The following is a 23129-nucleotide window of genomic DNA, read 5'->3' as shown; positions in this document are numbered from 1 at the left end:
CCCGGTCAGTTCGCGGCGCGATAGTGGAGGTGGACCACACCGGACCCGAACCGGTGCACCTCGACCAGCGTCAGGTCCAGCCGGAGCCCGTCGGGGAGCGCCCGCGTGCCGCCGCCCACCACCACCGGTGTGACGAACAGGTGGAGGTCGTCGACCAGCCCCGCGAGGATCGCGTGTGCGGCGAGCGTCGGACCGCCCACGCTGATGTCGCGCTCGGCCCCCGCCTTCAGCTCCCGGACCGCTTCGGGCTCGAAGCTCCGCTCGATCCGGGTCCTCGCGCTGGCCGGTTGCGTCAAGGTCGTGGAGTACACGATCTTGTCGGCGGCTCGCCACAGCCGTGCGAAATCCAGCACGGCGGACGGATCGTCGTCGGCCATCGCGCCGACGTACTCCCAGTTGACCATCGTCTCGTACATGCGGCGCCCGTACAGGTAGGTGCCGACGTGCCGCTCGAGATCGTTGACGAACGCGTGCACCTCCTCGTCGGGCGCGGCCCAGTCGAACCGGCCGTCTCGGTCGGCGACGTAGCCGTCGAGCGAGGCGATCGCCGAGAAGATCAGCTTGGCCACGATGCTCACCCCTTCGTCGACGCTGCTGCCCATCTTCCCGCACGGGGGCCTGTCGGCGCCCCGTGATGGAATGCTTGCCATGACGGACGCGGGGGGACAGGACAGGGCGCAGCGGGCGACCGCCACCCTGGTCCGCCGCGTGGCGGAGACCGCGGAGCCGCGGGTGTGGGGGCCCGACGTCCAGCGGATCGCGGCTGAGCTCGCCGGTCGGTCGACCCGGCGACCGTGGCAGGTGCTCGGCGGCCCCGGCACCGGAAAGACCTCGCTGCTCGTCGACCTCGCGGTGTCCCGGATCGCCGGACCGGACGGCGATCCGGAATCGGTTCTGGTACTGACACATTCACGCAAGGCCGCGACCGCGGTACGGGAGGCGATCACCGCGGGACTGCTCGGTGCCGGGTCCTCGCGCGCCACCCGGGAGCCGCTGGTGCGGACCGTGCACTCGTACGCGTTCGCGGTGCTGCGCCTGCAGGCGGCCGCACATTCGAATCCACCGCCGCGACTGATCACCGGTGCCGAGCAGGACGCGGTGCTGCGCGAGATGTTGCGCGGGGACGTCGCAGACGGGGCGCACCAGTGGCCGGAACGACTGCGGCCGGCGCTGCCGATGGCCGGGTTCGCGGTCGAACTGCGTGACCTGATGCTGCGCGCTGGAGAACGCGGGATCGGTCCGGAGGACCTGGTCAAGCTCGGTCGTGAGCACCGTCGACCGGAGTGGGTCGCCGCCGGGAAGTTCGCCACCCGCTACGAGCAGGTGACGCTGCTGCGCGGCGCGGTCGGGGTGGAGGCGCCCGAGGCGACCGCGCCTGCTCTCGACGCGGCGGAGCTGGTCGGGGCCGCGCTCGCCGCCTTCGCCACCGATCCCGACCTGCTCGCCCGCGAGCGCGCGCGGGTGCGCTACCTGTTCGTCGACGACGCCCAGCACCTCGACCCGCAGGCGGCAGAGCTGGTCCGGCTGCTCGGGAGGGGCGCCGACCTGGCGGTGGTCGCGGGAGACCCCGACCAGTCCGTGTTCGGGTTCCGCGGGGCGGACTCGCGGTTCCTGATGGACCTGGCCGAGTCCGGGTCCGACCGGCAGGTCGTGTTGGACACCAACTTCCGCAGCTCCGCGCGGATCGCCGAGCGCACCTGTTCGATCGCGGCGCGTCTGCCCGGCCTGCCGCCGCATCGTGGCGCGGTCGTCCGGCCCGGCGAGGAGGGCGAGGCCCAGGTTGCGGTGCTCGGCACCGCGGGCAAGGAATCCGCCCTCATCGCCGACACCCTTCGCCGGGCGCACCTGCGGGACGGCGTGCCGTGGTCCCGGATGGCCGTGATCGTGCGGTCGGTCCCGCGGGCGCTGGCGCCGCTGCGCCGGGCGCTGCTGTCCGCCGGGGTGCCCGTCACCACCGGGTCCTCCGAACTGCCGCTCGCCCGTCAGCACTCGGTGGGCGGCCTGCTGCTCGTGCTCCGCGCGGTCGCCGGCGGATCCTTCACCGGTGAGGACGCCCTCGCGCTGGTGTCAGGTCCGGTCGGCGGGGCGGACCCGGTCACGCTGCGCCGGCTCCGGCGCGGACTCCGCAGAGTCGAGCTCGCAGCGGGCGGTGAGCGCGACTCGGCCGAACTGCTGCGCGTGCTGATCGTCGAGGGCGACCACTCGCACCAGGACCTGGTCGGAAAACTCACCGACGGCGAGTTCGCCGCCCTGCGGCGGGTGCTCACCATCCTCGCCAGGGCGAGGAAGGCGCATCACGGCGGCCGCGGGGTGGAGAACGTCCTGTGGGCCTGCTGGCAGGCGACCGGACTGGAGAAGCGGTGGGCCGCGGCCTCCGCGCGCGGTGGACCGATCGGGGCGCAGGCTGACCGCGATCTCGACGCCGTGGTCGCGCTGTTCGACGCGGCCGCAAACTACGTCGACCGACTCCCGCGCTCCACCCTCGCCGGATTCGTGGAATATCTTGCCGACCAGGAGATCCCGAGCGATCCGCGGTCGGCCGCGGCGGTGCCCGGCGAGGCGGTCGCGGTGCTCAGCGCACACTCCGCGGCGGGTCGCGAGTGGGATGTCGTGGTCGTCGCCGGCGTGCAGGAGGGCCTGTGGCCGGGGCTGAGGGCCCGCGGGACGCTGCTCGGGACCGAGGCTCTCGTGGACCTCACCGCCGGGATCGGCGACCCCTCGCCGGGCGGCGAGACCACCCTCTCGCGCACGGCGCCGCTGCTCGCCGAGGAGCGGCGACTGTTCCTGCTCGCCTGCAGCCGCGCCCGCCGCACCCTGCTCGTCACGGCGGTGCGCTCGGCCGCGGGGGACGCCGACCTGGTGCAGTCGCGGTTCGTCGACGAACTGCTCGGCCGCGGCGACGTCGACGGTGACCCCGAGGATCCGGACTCGTGGCTGGAACCCACCTCGCCGAGTCGGGTGCTCGCGCTGCCGTCGTTGATCGCCGAGTTGCGCAGGGCCGTATGCGATCCCGAGCTGGCCGAGTCCGACCCCGCGGCGCAGGCGCGGGCCGCGAAACAGCTCGCCCGGTTGGCCCGCGCCGGGGTGCGCGGCGCGCACCCCGAGCATTGGTACGGCGTCGGCGGCGCGAGTTCGGCGGCGCCACTGTGGGAACTCGACGACGGTCCGGTCCCGCTCTCGCCGTCGACGATCGAGCAGCTCGACGCCTGCCCACTGCGCTGGGCGCTGGAACGGCACGGCGGCACCGACGGAGAGAACACCCACGCCGTGACGGGCACCCTGGTGCACACCCTGGTGCAGGCCGTCGCCGGCAAGATGCCCCCCGACCAGGTCCGGCTTGCGCTGGCCACCGCCTGGGACGCGGTCGACCTCGGGTCGCAATGGTACTCGCGCCGCGAGATGGACCGCACCGCGCAGATGATCGATTCCTTCTCGGAGTGGCTCAGCCGCACCCGCGGCGAGCTCACCGAGGTCGGCGTGGAGGTCGCGGTGGACGGGGTGCTCGAGCCGCGCGCGCCGGGCGAACCCGCCGTCCGGCTTCGCGGTCGCATCGACCGGCTCGAACGCGACCAGGACGGGCGGCCGGTGATCGTGGACGTCAAGACGGCACGCACGCCGGTGAGCAAGGAGGCCGCCGAGCAGCACGCCCAACTTGCGACCTACCAGGTCGCCGCGCTCGCGGGCGCGATCGAGGGCGAACCCCCGGCGAAGTCGGGCGGCGCCCGACTCGTGTTCGTGGCCAAGCCGAGTCGCAAGGAGGGTGCCACGCAGCGGATGCAGGCGCCGCTGACCGAGGAGTCGGAGGAGCAGTGGCTGGACGCGGTGCACGCGGCCGCGGCGGCGACGCGCGGGCCACAGTTCGTGGCGAAGCCGAACGACGGCTGCCGACACTGCCCGGTGTCGTCGAGCTGCCCGGCCCAGGAGACGGGCCGGCAGGTGACCGGCCGATGACGCCGCGACAGGTGCGGGTCACGCCCGCGGAGCTCGCCGCCGCGCTGGGACAGTTCCCGCCGACCGACGAGCAGGAAGCGGTCATCGCCGCCCCGCTCGGACCGACACTGGTGGTGGCGGGTGCGGGCGCGGGCAAGACCGAGACGATGGCCGCCCGCGTGGTGTGGCTGGTGGCCAACGGCCTGGTCGACCCGGAGCAGGTGCTCGGCCTCACCTTCACCCGCAAGGCCGCCCAGCAGCTCACCAGCCGGATCCGGCAACGCCTCGCCCGCCTGGCCGGTTCGCCGCTGCTGCGCTCGATCGACCCGAGCGGTCAGCTGCGGGGGCGCATCCTCTCGGGCGAGCCGGAGGTCAGCACCTACCACTCCTACGCGGGTCGGCTCCTCACCGAGCACGGTCTGCTGCTGCCGATGGAACCGTCCGCGGAACTGCTCTCCGAGACCGCCCTGTGGCAACTGGCGTACCGCGTGGTCAGCTCGTGGGACGGGGACCTCGACACCGACCGCAACCCGACGTCGCTGACCGAGGCGGTGCTCGCGCTGTCCGGCCAGCTCGCCGAGCACCTCGTCGAACCGGACGACCTGCGCGAGGCGCACACCGAGCTGGACAAGCTGATCCACACCCTGCCCGGAGGCCCGCGCCAGCGCGGCGGCCCGAAGAAGGATCTCCTCGACGTCCTCGACACCCAGCACGAGCGGATCGCGCTGCTGCCGCTGGTGCAGCGGGTCTCCGAGGCGCTGCGCCGCGAGGGCGCGCTCGACTTCGGCAGCCAGATGTCGCTGTCCGCGCGGGTGGCCGCCGAGCATCCCGAGGTCGGGCGGTCGGAGCGGGCCCGGTTCCGGGTGGTGCTGCTCGACGAGTACCAGGACACCGGGCACGCGCAGCGGGTGCTGCTGTCGTCGCTGTTCGGCGGCGGCGAGGACGGCGGTCTGGCGCTGACTGCGGTGGGCGATCCGATGCAGTCCATCTACGGCTGGCGGGGCGCCTCGGCGGCCAACCTGCCGCGCTTCGCCACCGACTTCCCGCTGCCGAACGGCCGGCCCGCACCGCGCCTCGAGCTGCTCACCAGCTGGCGCAACCCGGCCGAGGCACTGACCCTCGCGAACGCGGCCTCCGCGCCGCTGCGCGAGCGGGGCGTGCCGGTGCAGGAGTTGCGACCCAAGCCCGGTGCCGAACCCGGTGACATCAGGCTCACCCTCGCGGAAGACGTGGAGAGCGAACGGGACTGGGTCGCACAGCGGATCGCCGCCGACTACGCCGCTGCTCGTGACCGCGGCGAGGACCCGCCGACCGCCGCGGTCCTGATCCGTCGCAACGCCGACGCCGCGCCCGTCGCGGCGGCACTGCGCAGGCACGGCCTGCCCGTCGAGGTGGTCGGTCTCGGTGGGCTGTTGCACATTCCGGAGGTCGCGGACGTCATCGCGATGCTCCGCCTGGTCGCGGACCCGCTCGCGGGCAGCGCGGCGATGCGGGTGCTCACCGGTGCACGCTGGCAGCTCGGCGTGTCCGATCTCGCCGCGCTCTGGCGACGGGCGCGTGAGCTGGCGATCGGCGCCACCCGGGGCACGGCGGGCGCGGTCGCCGACGCCGCCAGCCTGGACCAGGCGCTGGAGGCGGCCCTGCCCGGCGAGCACGCCGAGCTGGCGGGTCTCGCGGATGCCATCGCCGATCCAGGTCGGCCCGGGCGCTATTCGACGCTCGGGTACGCCCGCATCGGCGCTCTCGCCGCGGAGTTGACCTCGCTGCGCGAGCGGATCGGCCAGCCGTTGACCGAGTTGGTCGCGGAGGTGGAGCGGGTCCTCGGCATCGGCATCGAGGCGCAGGCGCGCCTGCCCTGGTCGCGCGCCGGCTTGGCCGGCCATGAGTTCAGCGGCGGAGCCGGTCGCGAACACCTCGACGCGTTCGCCGACGCGGTCGCGGCGTACGCCCGCAACCCCTCCGCGACGCTGACCGGACTGCTCGCCTTCCTGTCAGCGGCGGAAACCGTCGAGAAGGGCCTCGCGCCGGGTGAGGTCGAGGTCGCCAAGGACCGCGTGCAGGTGCTGACGGTGCACTCGGCCAAGGGTCTCGAATGGGAGGTCGTCGCGGTGCCGCACGTGGTGGACGGGGTGTTCCCCTCGACCACCGCATCGGGCAGCTGGCTCGGCGCGGTTGCCGAACTGCCGCCGGCCCTGCGTGGCGACCGCGCGCACGAGGGGGACGGCGCCGACGGCGTGCCCGTTCTCGACCTCGAGGACGTCTGCGATCGCAAGGACCTCGAGGACGTGCTGGCCGCCCACAAGGACGCGTTGACGCGGCGCAAGCTCGACGAGGACCGGCGGCTGTTCTACGTCGCGCTCACCCGGACCGAGCGCGCGCTGTACGTCTCCGGCCACCAGTGGTCGGAGACGGGCGCCAAGCCCAAGGGTCCGTCCGAGTTCCTGCTCGAGATGCGGGCCCTGCTCGACGCCGCGGCGGCCGAGGGCAGTCCGATCGGAGTGGTCGAGCAGTGGGCGGCCGAGCCCGAGGCGGATGCGGAGAACCCGTTGACGGCGGAGCCGGTCACGGCACTGTGGCCGCAGGATCCGTTGGGGGACAGGCGCGCCGGTGTCGACCGTGGCGTGCAACTCGTGCTCGACGCGATCGCCGCCCCAGCCGATGCGGACCCGGCCGAGGAGGACGATCCGGAGGGCTGGGCGGCGGACGTCGAGGCCCTGCTGGCCGAACGCGCGCGGCGCGCCGCCGCACGCGCGGAGGTCGCGCTGCCGACCCAGTTGTCGGTGAGCCAACTGGTCGACCTCGCGGCCTCGCCGGACGAACTCGCGGCGCGGTTGCGGCGCCCGTTGCCCTTCCCGCCGAACCCGTTGGCGCGCAGGGGAACCGCGTTCCACGCCTGGATCGAGCGCAGGTTCGGCGCGACCAGGCTGCTGGACATCGACGAGCTGCCCGGCGCGGCGGACGTGGACGGTGCCGGTGACGGCGACCTCGTCGCGCTGCAGGACGCGTTCCTGCGGTCGCCGTGGGCGAACCGCAGCCCGGTCGAGGTGGAGGTGCCGTTCGAGACCTCCATCGCGGGCACGGTGGTGCGGGGCCGGATCGACGCTGTCTTCGCCGATTCGGACGGTGGCTGGACCGTCATCGACTGGAAGACCGGAGCCGAACCGTCCGCGGCGAACGAGCACGCCGTCACCATGCAGCTCGCCGCGTACCGGTTGGCCTGGGCCGAACTGATGTCGGCGCGCGCGGTGTCGCGAGGGCAGGAGCCGATCGCGCTGGAGCGGGTGCGAGCCGCGTTCCATTACGTGCGGACCGGGCGGACCATCGCTCCCAACGACCTACCGGACGCCGACGCACTGGTCGCCCTGATCGAGACGGCGGGCGCGAGTGCCGCCGAGATGTCGGTGGAGGTCTCGGATCCCACCTGATCTCAGGCGGCGTCGCGCCTGACCTTCAGCGCGGCCGCGATCAGCGGGATCTGCAGGGGCAGGCGGGCCACCCCGAGAACCTTGAGCGGCATCGGAATCGAGCTCCTGCCCAGCCAGTCGGCCGCCATCTGCACGTTCGCCGGGAACACCGCGACGAACAGCGCGGCCGCGAGAGTGCCGCCGAGCCTGCGGGTCCGCGGCACGGCGATCGCAGTGCCGACGACCAGTTCGGCCACGCCCGAGGCGTAGGTGTAGGCCCTAGCGTCGCCGGGTAGTTGCCTCGGCACGATCGCGTCGAACGGCTTCGGATTGACGAAGTGCAGGGTGCCCGCGCCTAGCAGGATGGCGGACAGTCCGGTGCTGCGTGTGAAGGCCATGTGTTCGACGGTACCGGCGCGCCGGTCGAGACGGGGTTGTGCCGCGAGCGGGGTGGGCGTCGAATGGACGAATGGGCCCGGAGGAGCGTTTTTCTGCGCTGATCGAACATTTCGCGGGGGCACCCGGCGTCGAGGTGCCCGGCGCTGCCGGTTCCGGCGGGTTCGGTTCCTCGGCGCTGAAGGTCCACGGGTCGATCTTCGCGATGCTCTCTCACGGCCGCCTGACGGTGAAACTGCCCCGGGACCGGGTCAGGTCGCTGATCGAGGAGGGGGTGGGCGTGGCCTACGACGCGGGCAAGGGCGTCCCGATGAAGGAATGGGTGAGTGTCACCGCCGAGGACGACCACGTGTGGTCGGCGCTCGGCCGCGAGGCGTGCGATTTCGTCGGCGCGCGCAGGAGGTGATCCGTCCGCGCCGCCCGGCGTCCGGCCCTCGGATAGGCTGCCAGCCGATGTCTGCGAACGGGAAACACCCTCATGGCCGGTAAATTGCGTGCGCGCCTACGCAATCAGGACACCCTGACCAACCGGCCCGATTTTGCGCTGGTCGGTGTTCTCCGCATCCCGGAGGCCCTGCACAGTCCGGGCCGGGCCATCTTCCGTCGAGTGATGATGGCCGTCGCGGTTCTCATGCTGGCCGTCGTCGTGGTCTATATCGACCGAGACGGCTACCGGGATGCGCAGGAGAACGAGCTGTCCTTCCTGGACTGCCTGTACTACGCGACGGTGTCGCTCTCGACCACCGGCTACGGCGACATCACCCCGATCACGCCAGGCGCGCGCCTGATCAACGTCATCGTCATCACCCCGCTGCGGGTGCTGTTCCTCATCATCCTGATCAGCACCACCATGGCCGCGCTCACCGAGCGGTCCCGCCAGGCGTTCAAGATCCAGCGTTGGAGGCACACAGTGCGCAATCACACCGTCGTAGTCGGGTACGGCACCAAGGGCCGCACCGCGGTCGACGCCATGCTCGGCGACGGCATCAAGCCGTCCGAGATCGTGGTCGTCGACACCGACCAGACGGTGCTCGACTCGGCCGCCTCGCTCGGGCTGGTCACCGTGCAGGGCTCGGCCACCAAGTCCGACGTGCTGCGACTGGCGGGCGTCCAGAACGCGGCGTCGGTCATCGTCGCCACCAACCGCGACGACACCGCGGTGCTCGTGACGCTGACCGCACGCGAGGTGGGGCCGGGCGCGAAGATCGTCGCCGCGATCCGCGAGACCGACAACGCGCATCTGCTGCGACAGTCCGGCGCCGACTCGGTGGTCGTCTCGTCCGAGACCGCGGGACGCCTGCTCGGCATCGCGCGGACCACCCCCACCGTCGTGGAGATGGTCGAGGACCTGCTCACGCCGGAGGCCGGGTTCGCCATCGCCGAGCGCGAGGTCGAGCGCGACGAGATCGGCGGGTCGCCGCGGCACCTGTCGGACATCGTGCTCGGCGTCGTCCGCGACGGCAGGCTGGTGCGGGTGGGTTCACCCGAGGTCGACGCGGTGGAGGAGACCGACCGCCTGCTCTACATCCGCCGGGTCGGGCACTAGCGTGCGAGCCGACACGGGCCGACGAATATGGTTGGCGCCGTGGCCGACTTTGAGATGACCGAGGTGCCGCTGCTGTCGCGGTCGGCGTTGGACCGTGCGGAGGAACTGCGCTCGGACACCGACGCCCTGCGCGCGGGCTGGGGCGACGCACGACTGCTCCGCGTCAATCACCGGGGGCAGGCCCGGCTCGACGGCGGCGAACTGGTGCTCGAGCCCGCCACCGTCCTCGGGCCGGAACCCGTCCCGGGCGCGGTCTTCCTCGGCCGGCTCGACGGGCGGCACCTGTGGGGCGTGCGGGTGCCCGCGCTGACGGGGGACCTCGGCGACCTGCGGTTCGTGGGCGACCGCCTCGACGACTCCAGTGCCGGACTGCTCACGACCGCGATCGCCGTGCTGAACTGGCACGACGCCGCGGGCTACAGCCCCGTCGACGGGGCGCCGACGGTCCCCACCCTCTCGGGCTGGTCGCGGCACAGCACCAGCACCGGGCAGGAGGAGTTCCCCCGGACCGACCCGGCGGTGATCTGCCTGGTGCACGACGGGGCCGACAGGGTGCTGCTGGCACGGAACGGGAACTGGCCGGAGCGCCGGTTCTCCGTGCTCGCGGGATTCGTCGAGGCGGGTGAGTCGCTCGAGACGTGCGTGGCCCGGGAGATCGCCGAGGAGGTGGGGCTCGTCGTTCGCGACATCCGTTACCTCGGCAGCCAGCCCTGGCCGTTCCCGCGGTCGGTGATGATCGGGTTCTCCGCGGTCGCCGACCCGGCGTCGCCTCTGACCTTCGCGGACGGCGAGATCGTGGAGGCGCACTGGTTCGGTCGTGACGAGGTGCGTGCCGCACTCGCCGCGGGGGACTGGGCCTCGCCCTCGGACGCGCGACTGCTCGTGCCGGGTTCGGTCTCCATCGCCCGCGGCATGCTCGAGGCCTGGGCCGCGTAGTCGTCGACCGGAGCGGTCGGTCCACGCGGCGCCAGGCCCCGGGTGACTACAGGCCGAGCGCCTTCTTCACGTCGACGAGGGTCGGGTTGGTGGCCGTGCTTCCGTCGGCGAACTTGACGGTCGGGACGACGTGATTGCCGCCGTTCACGCTGCCGACGAACTCGGCGGAGGCGGGATCGTCCTCGATGTCGATCTCGACGTAGCTGATGCCGGACTCGTCGAGCTGCTTCTTGAGTCGGCGGCAGTACCCGCACCAGGTGGTCGAGTAGATGGTCAGGGCGGTGTCGGTGTCAGTAACGGTCACGGCGCATACAACACCACGCCCCGCGCGAATTGTTCCGCGCGGCTCCGCCGCCCGTGCGCGATTCTCACCCCGATCGGGATACAGATCACGCGCGGGCGCCTCCGGCGCGGCTGTGTCGGTGGTCCCTGAGAGGATGGGTGCCATGTCAGCCGACGCCACAGGACTCGACCCGCAGCAGTCGGCCGCCGTGCTCGCCCCTCGGGGGCCGGTGTGCGTGCTCGCCGGCGCGGGCACCGGCAAGACCCGCACCATCACCCGCCGCATCGCCCACCTCGTCGCGGGCGGGCACGTCTCGGCCGGGCAGGTGCTCGCCGTCACCTTCACCGCGCGTGCCGCGGGGGAGATGCGGGCCCGCCTGCGCACGCTCGGCATCGGCGAGGGCGCGAGCCAGGTGCAGGCCCGCACGTTCCACGCCGCGGCGCTGCGCCAGCTGCGCTACTTCTGGCCGCAGGTCGTCGGCGACACCCAGTGGGAACTGCTGGACCGCAAGTTCGCGATCGTCGCGCAGGCGGCGAACCGGGTCGGCCTGTCCACCAGCACCGAGAGCGTGCGCGACCTGGCGGGGGAGATCGAATGGTCCAAGGCGTCACTCATCGCGCCGGAGGACTACCCGGCGGCGGCGGCCAGGTCGCGGCGCGAACCGCCCGCGGACGCGAGCAAGGTCGCCGACGTGTATGCCGCGTACGAGGCGCTCAAGGTCCGCGGCGACGGCATGCTGCTCGACTTCGACGACCTGCTGCTGCACACGGCGGCGGCGCTCGAGGACCACACGGCCGTCGCCGAGGAGTTCCGGGACCGCTACCGCTGCTTCGTGGTCGACGAGTACCAGGACGTCACACCGCTGCAGCAGCGGGTGCTGGACGCGTGGCTCGGCGAGCGCGACGACCTCACCGTCGTCGGTGACGCGAACCAGACCATCTATTCGTTCACCGGCGCCACGCCGCGCTACCTGCTGGACTTCTCGCGGCGGTTCCCCGACGCGACGGTCGTCCGGCTCGAACGCGACTATCGCTCCACCCCGGAGGTCGTCTCGCTCGCGAACCGGGTGATCGGCGCCGCCCGCGGCCGGATCGCCGGGACCCGGCTGCAGCTGATCGGCCAGCGGCCCCCCGGCCCGGAGCCCGAGTTCGCGGAGTTCGACGACGAGCCGGCCGAGGCCGCGGCGGTCGCGAAGTCGATCCAGAAACTCATCGCGAACGGGACGCCCGCCGCGGAGATCGCCGTGCTCTACCGGATCAACGCCCAGTCCGAGGTGCACGAGCAGGCGCTGACCGAACTCGACATCCCCTTCCAGGTCCGCGGCGGGGAGGGCTTCTTCACCCGGCCCGAGGTGCGGCAGGCGGTCAGCGCCCTGCGACAGGCCGCATCGCGCGACGACCTGCCCGAGGGCGCGGACCGCGGCGACGCCCTGGTGACGCTGGTGCGGGCGGTTCTGGTCCCGCTCGGACTCACCGACGCCGAACCGGCCGGCGCCCAGGCGCGGGAACGGTGGGCCTCCCTCGGCGCGTTGGTCGCCTTGACCGAGGAGCTGCTCACCCACGAGCCGGACCTCGACCTGGCCGGCCTGCTGCGCGATCTCGCCGCGCGCGCCGAGGCCCGGCACCCACCCACGGTGCAGGGCGTGACCCTGGCCTCCCTGCACGCGGCGAAGGGGCTCGAGTGGGACGCGGTGTTCCTGGTCGGGGTCACGGACGGCACCCTGCCGATCGCGCACGTGCTCGGCGACAGCAAGTCCGCGCCCGACGAGGCGGGGATCGAGGAGGAGCGCCGGTTGCTGTACGTCGGCGTCACCCGCGCCCGCGAGCACCTGCAGGTGTCGTGGGCGCTGGCCCGCAACGAGGGCGGCCGCAAGTCGCGTCGGCGGTCCCGCTTCCTGCACGGGCTGATCCCCGAGGAGTCGCCGGCCTCCCGGATCGCGGCGCCCGCACCGCAGAAGAAGCGGCCCCGCTGCCGGGTGTGCGGCAAGCAGTTGCTCGGCACCGCGGCGACGATGCTCGGTCGCTGCGAGTCCTGCCCGTCGAACCTCGACGCCGCGCTCTTCGACGCCCTCAAAGCCTGGCGATCGGCGAAGTCGAAGGAGCTGAAGGTCCCCGCGTACGTGGTGTTCAGCGACACCACTCTGACCGCGATCGCCGAACAGCAGCCGCGTGACGACCGTGCGCTGGTGACCATCCCGGGGATCGGGGCGAAGAAGCTCGAGAGGTTCGGCGCCGACGTGTTGGCGGTGGTTCGGGGCGAGGATCCGACCGGCCTCGCCGAACCGACCTTGACCATCGGAGACGCTTAGGCCGGTCGTGGTGCACGAAACCGCAGGTCAAAAATAGGTTGTGCGGTTCGCAGGAGACCGCATACCCTGGTTTCCGTCGCGGTGAGCTTCGGCCTGCCGCAGTTCGACCCAGCAAGGAACGACAGTCCGCACGAGCGAAAGGGAGGTGATTGGCCATGATCGATTGGAACGGCAGCGCGCAAGGCGTCGCGGTGACCTCTCGTATCGCGCCCGCCGCTCACCTGCCCGCGGCAGCGTGGTTGGCGGCGCCCGAGCGCCTCACTCGCCATCGCGCACACGCAGTCAGTGCAGCACCTGCACCGCGCGCAGCAGCCCTCTCGTCCGTGCCCAGGAGTAGACGCCGAGTCACCACTCGGTAGGAACCCTCCTTCCTCTCGGCCACGGACGCACCAGCGGACCGTGGCCTTCTTTGTTTCGAGCACCAGCTCCAGGCCCGGCTACAGGTCCGCACCACGACCTGACACCACCGAAGAAGCCTAAGGAGCATGACGTGCCAACCGTCACCTGCCGAGACGATTCCCGGACCGCCACGAGCGAGCCGACGGTGATCGGCGCTGTGCGACGCGAGCTGCCGTGCCGAGCCGACAACGCCGACCTCTGGTTCGGGGACACTCCCGCCGAACTGGAGCAGGCCAAGTCCCTGTGCGGGCAGTGCCCGATCCGCGCCCGCTGCCTGAGCGCCGCGCTCGACCGCGCCGAGCCGTGGGGAGTATGGGGCGGGGAGATCCTCGACCAGGGGGTCGTCATCGCCCGCAAGCGTCCCCGTGGCCGCCCACGGAAGGTCGCCGTCTGCGCGTGAACCGCGTCCTGTGGTCGGGTGCCCCGACCACAGGACCGGCGTGCGCTCAGAGCGCGTAGTCGACCACGACGGGGGCGTGATCGCTCATCCGCCGGTCCGCGGCCGGCTCGCGGTCCGTGCCCGCGGCGACGGCCGACCGAGCCAGTCGGGGTGTCGCGAGGTGGTAGTCGATGCGCCAGCCGACGTCGCCCTCGAACGACTGCCCCAGCCACGACCACCAGCTGTACGGCCCGTCCGTGTCCGGATGCCGGCTGCGGACGACGTCGACGAGCGTGCGCGGCGACAGGATGGAGTCGAACCATTCGCGTTCCTCGGGGAGGAAGCCCTCGACCTGGTTGCTGCGCCGCCAGTTCCGCACGTCGTGGCGGGTGTGCGCGATGTTGAGGTCGCCCATGAGCAGCAGGTCCCGGCCGCGCGAGCGGGCATCGAGGCGTGAGCGCGTCAGCTGCCGTGCGAACGCGTCGAGGAAGCGCGTCTTGCGCTCGTAGCGGGCGCCGCCGTCCGGTGCCTCCCGCATCCGGCCCGGCTTCTGCAGGTGCGCGGGCAGTCCGCCCTTCGGCAGGTACAGCGACGCGACGGTGATCGGCGCGTCGGCGAGGTCCACCTCGACGTACCGGCCCTGCGCGGCGAACTCGCGTAGCCCCCGGGCCAGCGGCACCGGGTCGAGTTCTGCTGTGGCGGTGTGCACTTCGCCGGGAACACGCAACAGGGCGGTGCCGCTCCACGTCCGCACCGCGTCGGGAGCACGCCTCGTCAGGATCGCGACCCCGTTGCGGCCGGCGTGCACGCCCTCGTCGTAGGCGAGGTGATACGGCCCGAACACGCCCACCGGAATCGCGGCCGCTCGGGCCCGGACCTCCTGCAGCGCAACCACGTCGGGCTCGCGCTCGCGCAGCCACTCCTCGAATCCGCGCCGCTGCGCGGCCCGGATGCCGTTGACGTTGAAGGTAGCGATCCGCACGGTCGCCCAGTGTAGGTCGTCCTCGGGTGCGGGCTGACCGGCCCTACTCGGCCCGCCGCACGTCCTCGGTGAAACCGGGCAGCCACTGCGTGAGGATCCCCATGTACGGCGCCTCCGCGTCGAGCTGCGCGCAGATGCCGACCGAGCCGAGCAGCACCCGGAAGATCATCACGTACTCGGCGGGCAGGTTCAGCGCGCGGGCGGTGCGGAAGTGCGCCGAGGAGAAGTCGGTGGCCGTGCCTGCCGCACGCTGCAGCCACGCCCGTGTGAAGTGGAACGACTCGGTGTGGATGGGATCGGTGAACGGGCGCAGGTAGTTCGCGATCTCGTCGTCGGTCACCTTCTTGCCCGGCAACACGAAACCGTTGGCGCGCAACAGCTCCGTCAGTTCCTCGAATCGTTCCTCGAGGGCGAGGCGGACCATTCGGCCGAGCACCGGCGGCAGGCCGCCGGGCATCGGGGCGCAGGCGCCGTAGTCGAGCACGCCGAGCCGACCGTCGGCGAGCATCATGAAGTTTCCGGGGTGCGGGTCGCTGTGCAGCAGCCCGACTCGCGCGGGCGAGGCGAAGTGGAACTCGGCGAGCAGTGCGCCCGCGTTGTTGCGCTGGTCCGCGGTCCCGTCGGCGATGATCGACGACAGCGGGGTCGCGGACATCCACTCGGTGATCACCACCTTCGGGGCGCTCGCGATCACGTGCGGGATGGCGAACTTCGGGTCGCCGTCGAAGGTCGCGGCGAAGGCCCGCTGGTTGTTCGCCTCGATGCGGTAGTCCAGCTCGTCCTCGGTGCGTGCGCTCAGTTCGTCGAGGACGGGCTTGACGTCGGCACCAGGCATCACCGAGTTGAACAGTCCGGCGAGGCGGGAGAGCGTCTTGAGGTCCGCCCGCAGCGCCTCGTCCGCCCCCGGGTACTGCACCTTCACGGCGACGTCGCGGCCGTCCGACCACACCGCCCGGTGCACCTGCCCGATGCTCGCTGATGCGGTGGGCGAGTCGTCGAAGCTGCTGAAGCGCTCGCGCCACCGCGTCCCGAGTTGCTCGTCGAGGACGCGGTGCACCTTTCGGGAAGGCAGCGGCGGCGCCTCGGCCTGCAGTTTCGTCAACGCGTCCCGGTAGGGCTCGGCGAACTCCTCCGGGACCGCGGCCTCCATCACGCTCAGCGCCTGCCCGAGCTTCATCGCCCCGCCTTTGAGCTCGCCGAGCACGGTGAACAGCTGCTCGGCGGCCTGCTGGGTCAGCTTCGCGTCGATCTCGTCGCGGTCGCCGCCCGCGAGCTTGCGGCCGAATCCGACGGCGGCGCGCCCAGCGATCCCCAGCGGAATGCTCGCGAGTTTGGCGGTGCGGGCAGAGCTGCGGCGGGGGATGTCAGGCACGACCCCCATCATTGCTGACGATCCTGAGATTCGCCTATACCCGCGCGGCAGCCGCAGCGCGGGTGCGGACGCCACCGTCGCCGCAGCAGACGCGCCGAGCCGACGTCGAGTTCGAGGGTGGCGTCCAGGCTCGCGGGGGCGCGCGACGGGTCGCCGCGGACGAGCGCATCCAGCTCGGCCAGCACCAGACCTGTGGTGGCGAGCACGGTCTCCGGTCCGGCGTGCCCGACCGCGCCGAGCAGTTGGGCGGCCAGGTGCGGCCATTCGTCGTCGAGATCGGTCCGGGTGAGGTCGGCGCAGCGCAGGCAGCTGGTACGTCCGGGGAGGACCAGCGGGCCGACCACACCGCGACCGTCACGTAACCGGACCTGAAGGTGCGCGGTCCCTTCCGCGACCAGGTCGGCGACCATCCGCGGGTCGGGTACGAGATCGTCGGCGAGCACCACGCAGTCGGCGGCCGGCAGTCGTGGCCGGTCGCCGAGCCCGCCCGGGACGCTGCGGGACAACCGGATTCGGCCGTCGGCGAGCGCGGCGGCGATCCCGTCCGAGAGCGGCCCGCGACCGTGCAGGTGCACCGACCGCACCACCGCCGCGCGGACGCCGGGCAGCAGGATCGCGGCCTCGTCGAGTTCGGCGAGGATCTGCGCGATGTCGGCGGTGTCGATCCCGACCAGGTTGGCCTGCCAGACGACGTCCGCACGGCTGTGCCGGCCGTCGAGCCGGCGCAACAGCGTGGCCAGCGCGACCGCGGTCACCCCGTGCGGCGGACGCAGCAGCAGTGCGCGCTCGGGGTCCCAACCCAGCTGCAGCGTCCCGCTGGGCCGGACCAGTACCGGAATTCGCGGGTCGAGCCGTGGCCCGGCGGTGGGTGCGGCAACCGGTGTCATGGTCCGACAGTGCCACGGCCGCACCCGAGACTCGCGGGCTCTGGCCGGGTTGTCCACAGGGCGACAGCGCTGTGGCCTGCGTCGACGGGTCGGTGGACTACTTTTCCGGCGACCCGGCGCCGCCGGGGCCCTCGCGCTCCTCCCGCTCGCGTGCCTCGGTGGCCTCGAGCTGCGCGATCGGGTCGTCGAACGTGCTCGAGCCGCCACCGACGACCCGGTCCACGAAGGCGGCGGGGTTGTCCAGGTCGGTGGAGTCGGGCAGCAGGTCGGGATGGGCCCAGACACCGTCGCGGCCGTCCATGCCGGCGGCCTCGGTGAGCTGACGCCACAGCTGGGACGCCTCGCGGACCTTGCGGGGCCGAAGTTCGAGTCCGACGAGGGTGGCGAAGGTCTGTTCGGCGGGACCGCCGGTCGCGCGGCGGCGACGGAGCGTCTCGCTGAGGGCGGCCACACCCGGCAGCCGCTCGCCGAGCGCGGCGGCGACCACCGTCTCGACCCAGCCCTCGATCAGCGCGAGCAGCGTCTCGAGACGTTCGAGGGCCTGCTTCTGCTCGGGGGTGGTCTGCGGCTCGAACGTGCCCTGCTGCAGCAGTTCCTCGAGCTTCGACGGGTCGGTGAGCGCGCTCGGGTCGATGCCCTGCGCGGCCTCCTCGATCGCGGAGAAGTCCATCTTGATGCCGCGGGCGTAGTCCTCGACCGTCGCGAGCAGTCGCTGCCGCAGCCACGGCACGTGCACGAACAGCCGCTGGTGTGCGGCCTCACGCGCGGCCAGGAAGACGAGGATCTCGCGGTCGGGCTGTTCGAGGCCCTCGCTGAACTTCTCGATCGCAGCCGGGAGCAGCGCTGCGACCCCGTTCGGGCCGAGCGGCAGACCGATGTCGGTGGAGGTCAGCACCTCGGAGGAGAGCTGGCCGAGGGCCTGGCCCAGCTGCGAGCCGAAGGCGAGCCCGCCCATCTGGCCGAGCATGCCGAGCATCGGGCCGGCCATCTGGCGGGCCTCCTCGGGCAGGCCGGAGACCCACATCCCGGACACCTGCTCGGCGACCGGATCGCACAGCCGCTTCCAGGTGTCGAGGGTGTTGTCGAGCCATTCGGCGGCCGTCCATGCGACCGTGCGGGTGGCGCCGGCGGGCAGTGTCGTCGACCCGTCCAGCCACAGTTCGGCCAGGTGCGCGGCGTCCGTGACCGCGGCCGCGGTGCCGCTGGAGACGGGGGCGACCGTGCCCAGCTGCTGCAGGGCGAGCTTCTTGGCGACGTCGTAGTTCACCGGCCCGGACGAGCCTCCCGGGCCCATCGCGCTGCCCATGCCGCTGAGCATCTGTCCGAACTGGGTGAGCATCTGCCCGAGCTGCGCAGGGTCGAAGCCCTCGGGGTTGAAACCGAACGGGACACCGCCGGGTCCGGTCGGTTCGCCGCCGGACCGGTTCTTGTCGGGGTCCTGGTCGTCGTCGGAGTTCGAGAAACCGAAGGGCAGATTGCTCATATCTCAACGGTACAAGGCCCGGGCCTCCGGAGGGCCGGCGGAAATCACGCCGAGGGCGAACACGGCCGACGCGGCCCGACCTCTACCCTGGACCGGGTGAATCGACGGAGGGTGACCCTGTTCGCGGCGCTGGTGCCGGTGGTGGCGCTGCTACTGGTGGGGATGTGGGTCACGGTGCCGTTCGTGGCGCTGGGGCCGGGCCCGACGTTCAACACCCTCGGGGACGTGGACGGTAAGCCGGTGGTGGACATCGAGGGCACCGAGCTCGATCCGACCTCCGGCAACCTCAACATGACCACCGTGTCGGTTCGCGACGGCCTGAACATCTTCGAGGCCTTCGGGTTCTGGCTCAGCGGAAACCACGGACTGGTGCCGCGCGAGGAGGTCTACCCCGCGGACAAGAGCCGGGACGAGGTGAAGCAGGAGAACCAGGCGGACTTCCAGCAGTCCGAGCAGTCTGCGGAACTCGCCGCGCTGCACTATCTGAACAAGCCGGTCGCGCTCGAGGTGTCCGAGGTGAGTCCGGACGGACCGTCCAAGGACGCACTGCGTGTGGGCGACCAGCTGGTCAGCATCGACGGGAAGTCCGTGACGACCGTCGGCGAGGTGCAGCGCGCGGTCGCCGACCTCGCCCCCGGCGCCGTGGTGAGCGTCGTCGTCAAACGCGACGGCCAGGACGTCACGGTGCCGGTCACGCTGGGCGCGCGCCCCGGCGCCCCGGCCAAGGGCTACCTGGGCATCACCCCGACCGAACGGCCCGAGGTGCCGTTCACGGTGAACTTCAATCTCGCGGAGGTCGGCGGGCCGTCGGCGGGGCTGATGTTCACGCTTGCGGTGATCGACAAGCTCTCGCCGGGCGAGCTCAACGGCGGGAAGTTCGTCGCGGGCACCGGCACGATCGACTCCGACGGCGACGTCGGTCCGATCGGCGGCATTCCGTACAAGCTCATCGCGGCCCGCGACGCCGGCGCGACCACCTTCCTGGTGCCCGCGCGCAACTGCGACGAGGCCAAGCAGCGGACGCCGGACGGACTGCGGCTGGTCAAGGTCGAGAACCTCGACGGAGCCGTGCAGGCGCTCGCGTCGCTCAATGCCGGCGGCGACGCGCCCGCCTGCTGACGCCCGTCAGTAGTCGTCGGGCGCGTCGAAGGTCGCGTACAGCGCGTTGATCAGGTTCGGGGCGAGGTCCTCGTAGGTCAGCAGCTCCGGCTCGGCGTCGGGTTCGTCGTCGGTCGGCTTGAGCTGCAGCACGCAGACGGACGGTCCGTCGCGAAGGACCGCGGCGATCAGCCGGGCGTCGCGCCTCTCGGGGTGAGCCTGCGCGGTGGCCCGGGCGATCTCGTCGGCGGCGTGCTCGTCGGTCACCACCGGCGCGACCGCGCTGTCGAGGTCCGACTCGGCGGCCGGCGGCAGCACCACGATCTCCTGGACCAGTACGCAGCCGGCCACCTCGGCCGGCCAGCTGGTCGTCGAGAGGAACTCGTCGAGGGCGGGGGAGCCCCCGCCGATGTCCTCGGGGAACGGTTCCTGTTCGAGCGGGGTCAGCTCGGCGCCGTCCTCGAGCTGGTCGAGCAGGTCGGGCTCGGCGGCCGCCAGGACCGCGGTGGGCACGAGGGCGAACATCTGCGGGGGGTGCCCCCAGCCGCCCGCGTCGGAGTAGTCGGCCACCTCGCGCACGCAGCGGGGCAGTGCGTCGGGGGACAGATCGGCCGGGCTGTGGTACTCGCCATCGAAATCACTCACCGATCCATCCTCCCACTCGGGCATCTCGGACGACGCCGCTGCCCGGCGCCGAAGCGACGTAGAGTGGGACAAAACACCACGCGGTCGCCCTGCGCGCCGCCCGATTCACGGGAGTGTGGCACGTGGGCATGCGGCCCCCCACCGGTCTACCGTCGTTGTCCAAACGGAGCCGAGTGTTGTTGGTACTCGCGCTCGTAGCGGCGGCACTGCTGCTGATCGGACCCCGCCTGATCGATGCGTACACGAACTGGTTGTGGTTCGGCGAGGTCAAGTTCCGCAACGTCTTCACCACCGTTCTCGTGACGCGACTGCTGCTGTTCCTGGTCGTGGGGCTGCTCATCGGCGCCGCGGTGTTCCTCGCCCTGTTCCTGGCCTACCGGTCCCGGCCGGTGTTCGTGCCGGTGGCGGGGCCGAACGATCCGATCGCGCGGTACCGCACCACGGTGATGGGCCGGCTGCGGCTGTTCGGCGTCGTGGTGCCTGCCGTGATCGGCGTGCTCGCCGGACTGGTCGCGCAGTCGAACTGGGTTGCGGTGCAGTTGTTCCTGCACGGTGGATCGTTCGGCATCAAGGATCCGCAGTTCGGCCTCGACGTCGGCTTCTACACCTTCGACCTGCCGTTCTACCGGATGGTGCTGAACTGGCTGTTCGTCGCGGTGGTCATCGCCTTCCTGGCGAACCTGGTCACGCACTACGTCTTCGGCGGGCTGCGCCTGAGCGGCCGCGACGGCGCGTTGACGCGGGCGGCCCGCGTCCAGCTGGCGGTCCTGGCCGGCACCTTCGTGCTGTTGAAGGCGGTGGCCTACTGGCTGGACCGGTACTCGCTGCTGTCGAGCAGCCGGAAGGAACCCACGTTCACCGGCGCCGGCTTCACCGACATCAACGCGGTGCTGCCCGCCAAGCTGATCCTGCTCGCGATCGCGGTGATCTGCGCGCTCGCGTTCTTCGCCGCGATCTTCCTGCGGGACATGCGGATCCCCGCCATGGCCACGGCGCTCCTGGTGTTGTCCTCGATCCTCGTCGGTGCGGTTTACCCGCTGGTGGTCGAGCAGTTCTCGGTCAAGCCGAACGCCGCTCAGAAGGAGGCGCCGTACATCGAGCGCAACATCCAGGCGACGCGGCAGGCGTACGGCATCACCGACGATCAGGTGCAGTACGTGGACTACAGCGGTGACGCGAAGGTTCAGCCGCAGGACCTGCCGGCGGACGTGACGACGATCGCGAACGCGCGACTGCTCGACCCGAACATCCTCTCGCCCACGTTCACCGCGCAGCAGCAGCTGAAGAACTTCTACGCCTTCCCGCCGAACCTCAACGTCGACCGGTACAACATGAACGGGCAGCTGCGCGACTTCGTAGTGGCCGCTCGTGAGCTGTCGCCGTCGAATCTCAGTGGCAACCAGACCGACTGGATCAACCGGCACACCGTGTACACGCACGGCAACGGCTTCGTCGCGGCGCCCGCAAACCAGGTCACCGCGGTGGAGGGTGAGAGCCAGAACGCCACCGGCGGCTACCCGATCTACAGCGTCAGCGACCTCAAGACGCAGCCTTCGGATCCGGCACTGCACGTGGACAATCCGCGGATCTACTACGGAGAGGTGATCGCCAAGACGGATGCGGACTACGCGATCGTCGGCGCGAACGGCAGCGCCCCGCGCGAGTACGACACCGACGACTCGAAGTACACCTACACCGGTTCCGGTGGCGTCCCGATCGGGAACTGGTTCAATCGCCTCGCCTTCGCGGCCAAGTACACCGAGCGCAACATCCTGTTCTCCGGCGCGATCGGATCCGACTCGAAGATCATCTACAACCGGGATCCCCGGGACCGGGTGAGCAAGGTGGCGCCGTGGCTGACCACCGACGGCACCGTCTACCCCGCGGTGGTCAACGGGCGGATGCAGTGGATCGTGGACGCGTACACCACGCTCGACACCTACCCCTACGCGCAGCGCAGCTCGCTCGAGGGGCTGGTCACCGACAGCGTGGACGCCAACACGGGCCGGCTGCTGCCGAAGAAGGAGGTCTCGTACATCCGGAACTCGGTCAAGGCGACGGTCGACGCGTACGACGGCACTGTGACGCTGTACCAGGTGGACGACACGGACCCGGTCCTCAAGGCGTGGATGGGCGTCTTCCCCGGCACGGTCCAGCCGAAGAGCGCGGTCACCGACGACCTGCGTGCCCACTTCCGGTACCCGGAGGACCTGTTCAAGGTGCAGCGCGAGATGCTGGCGAAGTACCACGTGGACGATCCCAACGAGTTCTTCACCAACAACGCCTTCTGGTCGGTGCCGAGCGATCCGACGATCGAGACGGACAAGAACCAGCCGCCGTACTACGTGTTGCTGGGCAACCAGGAGACGGCCAAGCCGGAGTTCCGGCTGACGAGCCCGATGGTCGGCTACAACCGTGAACTGCTCTCGGCGTACATCTCGGTGGCCGCCGATCCGGTGAACTACGGCAAGTTCACGGTGCTGCAGTTGCCGACGGACACCCAGACCCAGGGTCCGCAGCAGGCACAGTCCTCGATGACGTCGAACTCTCGGGTGGCGAGCGCGCTGTCGCTGCTCAAGCAGTCCAACAAGGTGCAGTACGGCAATCTGCTCACGCTGCCGATCGCGAACGGCGGGATCCTGTACGTCGAACCGCTGTACACGCAGCGGAATTCGACGAACGCCTTCCCGCAGTTGACCAGCGTGCTGCTGAGTTACAGCGACACCAAGGGCATCCGGGTCGGCTATGCGCCGACACTCGCCGAGGCCCTGAGCCAGGTGTTCAGTCCGGCCGTCGGAGCGCTGGCAACCGCGCCGAGTGCGGTGGCGACGCCGCCGGCGCAGCCCGAGCAGGGGCAGGTGACGCCGCCGGGCGCCGCGGCACCGCTCACGCCGGTGCCTGCGCCCGCCCCGTCGGCCGCCGTGGACAAGGCGCTGGCGGAGGTGGACGCCTCGATGGCCGCGTTGAAGGTGGCGCAGCAGAGCGGCGATTTCAACGCCTACGGCGCCGCGCTCGATCGCCTGCAGAAGGCGGTGAACGCCTACCAGGCGCTGCCGAAGTAGCGTCTCGACAAACCAGAGG

The 23129-nt window shown here is 71.5% G+C and carries 17 protein-coding genes; 9 read left to right on the top strand and 8 right to left on the bottom strand.

The window, feature by feature from the left end; genetic code table 11:
* Window positions 1-5: 5 nt before the first annotated feature.
* Window positions 6-569 carry a dihydrofolate reductase family protein gene (locus ACFXGJ_RS09580; protein WP_378618226.1) on the bottom strand — a complete coding sequence of 188 codons (564 nt, stop codon included), beginning with the start codon at window positions 567-569 and terminating at the stop codon, window positions 6-8.
* 79 nt (window positions 570-648) lie between these two features.
* Between ACFXGJ_RS09580 and ACFXGJ_RS09575 the strand changes: the two genes are divergently transcribed.
* Window positions 649-3951 (top strand): ATP-dependent helicase, encoded by a 3303-nt coding sequence (locus ACFXGJ_RS09575; protein ID WP_378618169.1) that lies wholly within the window; start codon window positions 649-651, stop codon window positions 3949-3951.
* Complete coding sequence (locus ACFXGJ_RS09570) at window positions 3948-7355, top strand: ATP-dependent helicase (protein ID WP_378618167.1); 3408 nt, start codon at window positions 3948-3950, stop codon at window positions 7353-7355. The genes ACFXGJ_RS09575 and ACFXGJ_RS09570 overlap by 4 nt, the downstream gene beginning before the upstream one ends.
* 2 nt (window positions 7356-7357) lie before the next feature.
* Here ACFXGJ_RS09570 and ACFXGJ_RS09565 read toward each other — a convergent pair whose 3' ends face one another.
* Window positions 7358-7732: a hypothetical protein gene (locus tag ACFXGJ_RS09565; RefSeq protein WP_378618165.1), complete on the bottom strand. Its 375-nt coding sequence runs from the start codon at window positions 7730-7732 to the stop codon at window positions 7358-7360.
* A gap of 71 nt (window positions 7733-7803) precedes the next feature.
* On the opposite strand from ACFXGJ_RS09565, the gene ACFXGJ_RS09560 reads away from it, so the two are divergent.
* The 3 genes from ACFXGJ_RS09560 to nudC all read left to right on the top strand — a co-directional run bounded on the left by ACFXGJ_RS09560 (window position 7804) and on the right by nudC (window position 10212).
* A complete protein-coding gene (locus ACFXGJ_RS09560) occupies window positions 7804-8136 on the top strand; it encodes a hypothetical protein (RefSeq protein WP_378618163.1) in 333 nt (110 codons plus the stop codon).
* A gap of 72 nt (window positions 8137-8208) precedes the next feature.
* Window positions 8209-9276, top strand: coding sequence for a potassium channel family protein (locus ACFXGJ_RS09555; RefSeq protein WP_378618160.1), 1068 nt, complete (start codon window positions 8209-8211; stop codon window positions 9274-9276).
* 54 nt (window positions 9277-9330) lie between these two features.
* Complete coding sequence (gene nudC, locus ACFXGJ_RS09550; RefSeq protein WP_378618224.1) at window positions 9331-10212, top strand: NAD(+) diphosphatase; 882 nt, start codon at window positions 9331-9333, stop codon at window positions 10210-10212.
* 46 nt (window positions 10213-10258) lie between these two features.
* Here nudC and ACFXGJ_RS09545 read toward each other — a convergent pair whose 3' ends face one another.
* Entirely contained in the window at window positions 10259-10516 is a 258-nt protein-coding gene (locus ACFXGJ_RS09545) for a mycoredoxin (RefSeq protein ID WP_378422621.1), read from the bottom strand.
* Between the two features lie 142 nt (window positions 10517-10658).
* On the opposite strand from ACFXGJ_RS09545, the gene ACFXGJ_RS09540 reads away from it, so the two are divergent.
* Entirely contained in the window at window positions 10659-12803 is a 2145-nt protein-coding gene (locus ACFXGJ_RS09540) for an ATP-dependent DNA helicase UvrD2 (protein ID WP_378618157.1), read from the top strand.
* Between the two features lie 544 nt (window positions 12804-13347).
* On the top strand, window positions 13348-13602 hold the full coding sequence (locus ACFXGJ_RS09535; RefSeq protein ID WP_378618221.1) for a WhiB family transcriptional regulator: 255 nt from the start codon (window positions 13348-13350) through the stop codon (window positions 13600-13602).
* 46 nt (window positions 13603-13648) lie between these two features.
* Here ACFXGJ_RS09535 and ACFXGJ_RS09530 read toward each other — a convergent pair whose 3' ends face one another.
* From ACFXGJ_RS09530 to ACFXGJ_RS09515, 4 genes are all read right to left on the bottom strand, one after another.
* A complete protein-coding gene (locus ACFXGJ_RS09530; RefSeq protein WP_378618154.1) occupies window positions 13649-14563 on the bottom strand; it encodes an exodeoxyribonuclease III in 915 nt (304 codons plus the stop codon).
* 43 nt (window positions 14564-14606) lie between these two features.
* Entirely contained in the window at window positions 14607-15947 is a 1341-nt protein-coding gene (locus ACFXGJ_RS09525; protein WP_378618152.1) for an ABC1 kinase family protein, read from the bottom strand.
* Window positions 15944-16822: a hypothetical protein gene (locus ACFXGJ_RS09520; RefSeq protein ID WP_378618149.1), complete on the bottom strand. Its 879-nt coding sequence runs from the start codon at window positions 16820-16822 to the stop codon at window positions 15944-15946. The genes ACFXGJ_RS09525 and ACFXGJ_RS09520 overlap by 4 nt, the downstream gene beginning before the upstream one ends.
* 97 nt (window positions 16823-16919) lie before the next feature.
* The gene (locus ACFXGJ_RS09515; RefSeq protein WP_378618147.1) at window positions 16920-18305 is read right to left on the bottom strand and encodes a zinc-dependent metalloprotease; all 1386 of its coding nucleotides are present in this window, start codon (window positions 18303-18305) and stop codon (window positions 16920-16922) included.
* A 96-nt stretch (window positions 18306-18401) separates the two neighbouring features.
* On the opposite strand from ACFXGJ_RS09515, the gene ACFXGJ_RS09510 reads away from it, so the two are divergent.
* Window positions 18402-19424: a PDZ domain-containing protein gene (locus ACFXGJ_RS09510; RefSeq protein ID WP_378618144.1), complete on the top strand. Its 1023-nt coding sequence runs from the start codon at window positions 18402-18404 to the stop codon at window positions 19422-19424.
* A 6-nt stretch (window positions 19425-19430) separates the two neighbouring features.
* On the opposite strand, the gene ACFXGJ_RS09505 is transcribed toward ACFXGJ_RS09510, so the two are convergent.
* Window positions 19431-20048 carry a PPA1309 family protein gene (locus tag ACFXGJ_RS09505; RefSeq protein ID WP_378618142.1) on the bottom strand — a complete coding sequence of 206 codons (618 nt, stop codon included), beginning with the start codon at window positions 20046-20048 and terminating at the stop codon, window positions 19431-19433.
* A 122-nt stretch (window positions 20049-20170) separates the two neighbouring features.
* On the opposite strand from ACFXGJ_RS09505, the gene ACFXGJ_RS09500 reads away from it, so the two are divergent.
* On the top strand, window positions 20171-23110 hold the full coding sequence (locus ACFXGJ_RS09500; protein WP_378618140.1) for a UPF0182 family protein: 2940 nt from the start codon (window positions 20171-20173) through the stop codon (window positions 23108-23110).
* The last annotated feature ends 19 nt before the right edge of the window (window positions 23111-23129 follow it).

This window comes from Rhodococcus sp. NPDC059234, assembly GCF_042754225.1.
Taxonomy (GTDB): domain Bacteria; phylum Actinomycetota; class Actinomycetes; order Mycobacteriales; family Mycobacteriaceae; genus Rhodococcus_G.
The sequence above is the reverse complement of the archived record's forward strand: the minus strand, read 5'-3'. Positions and strand labels throughout refer to the sequence as shown.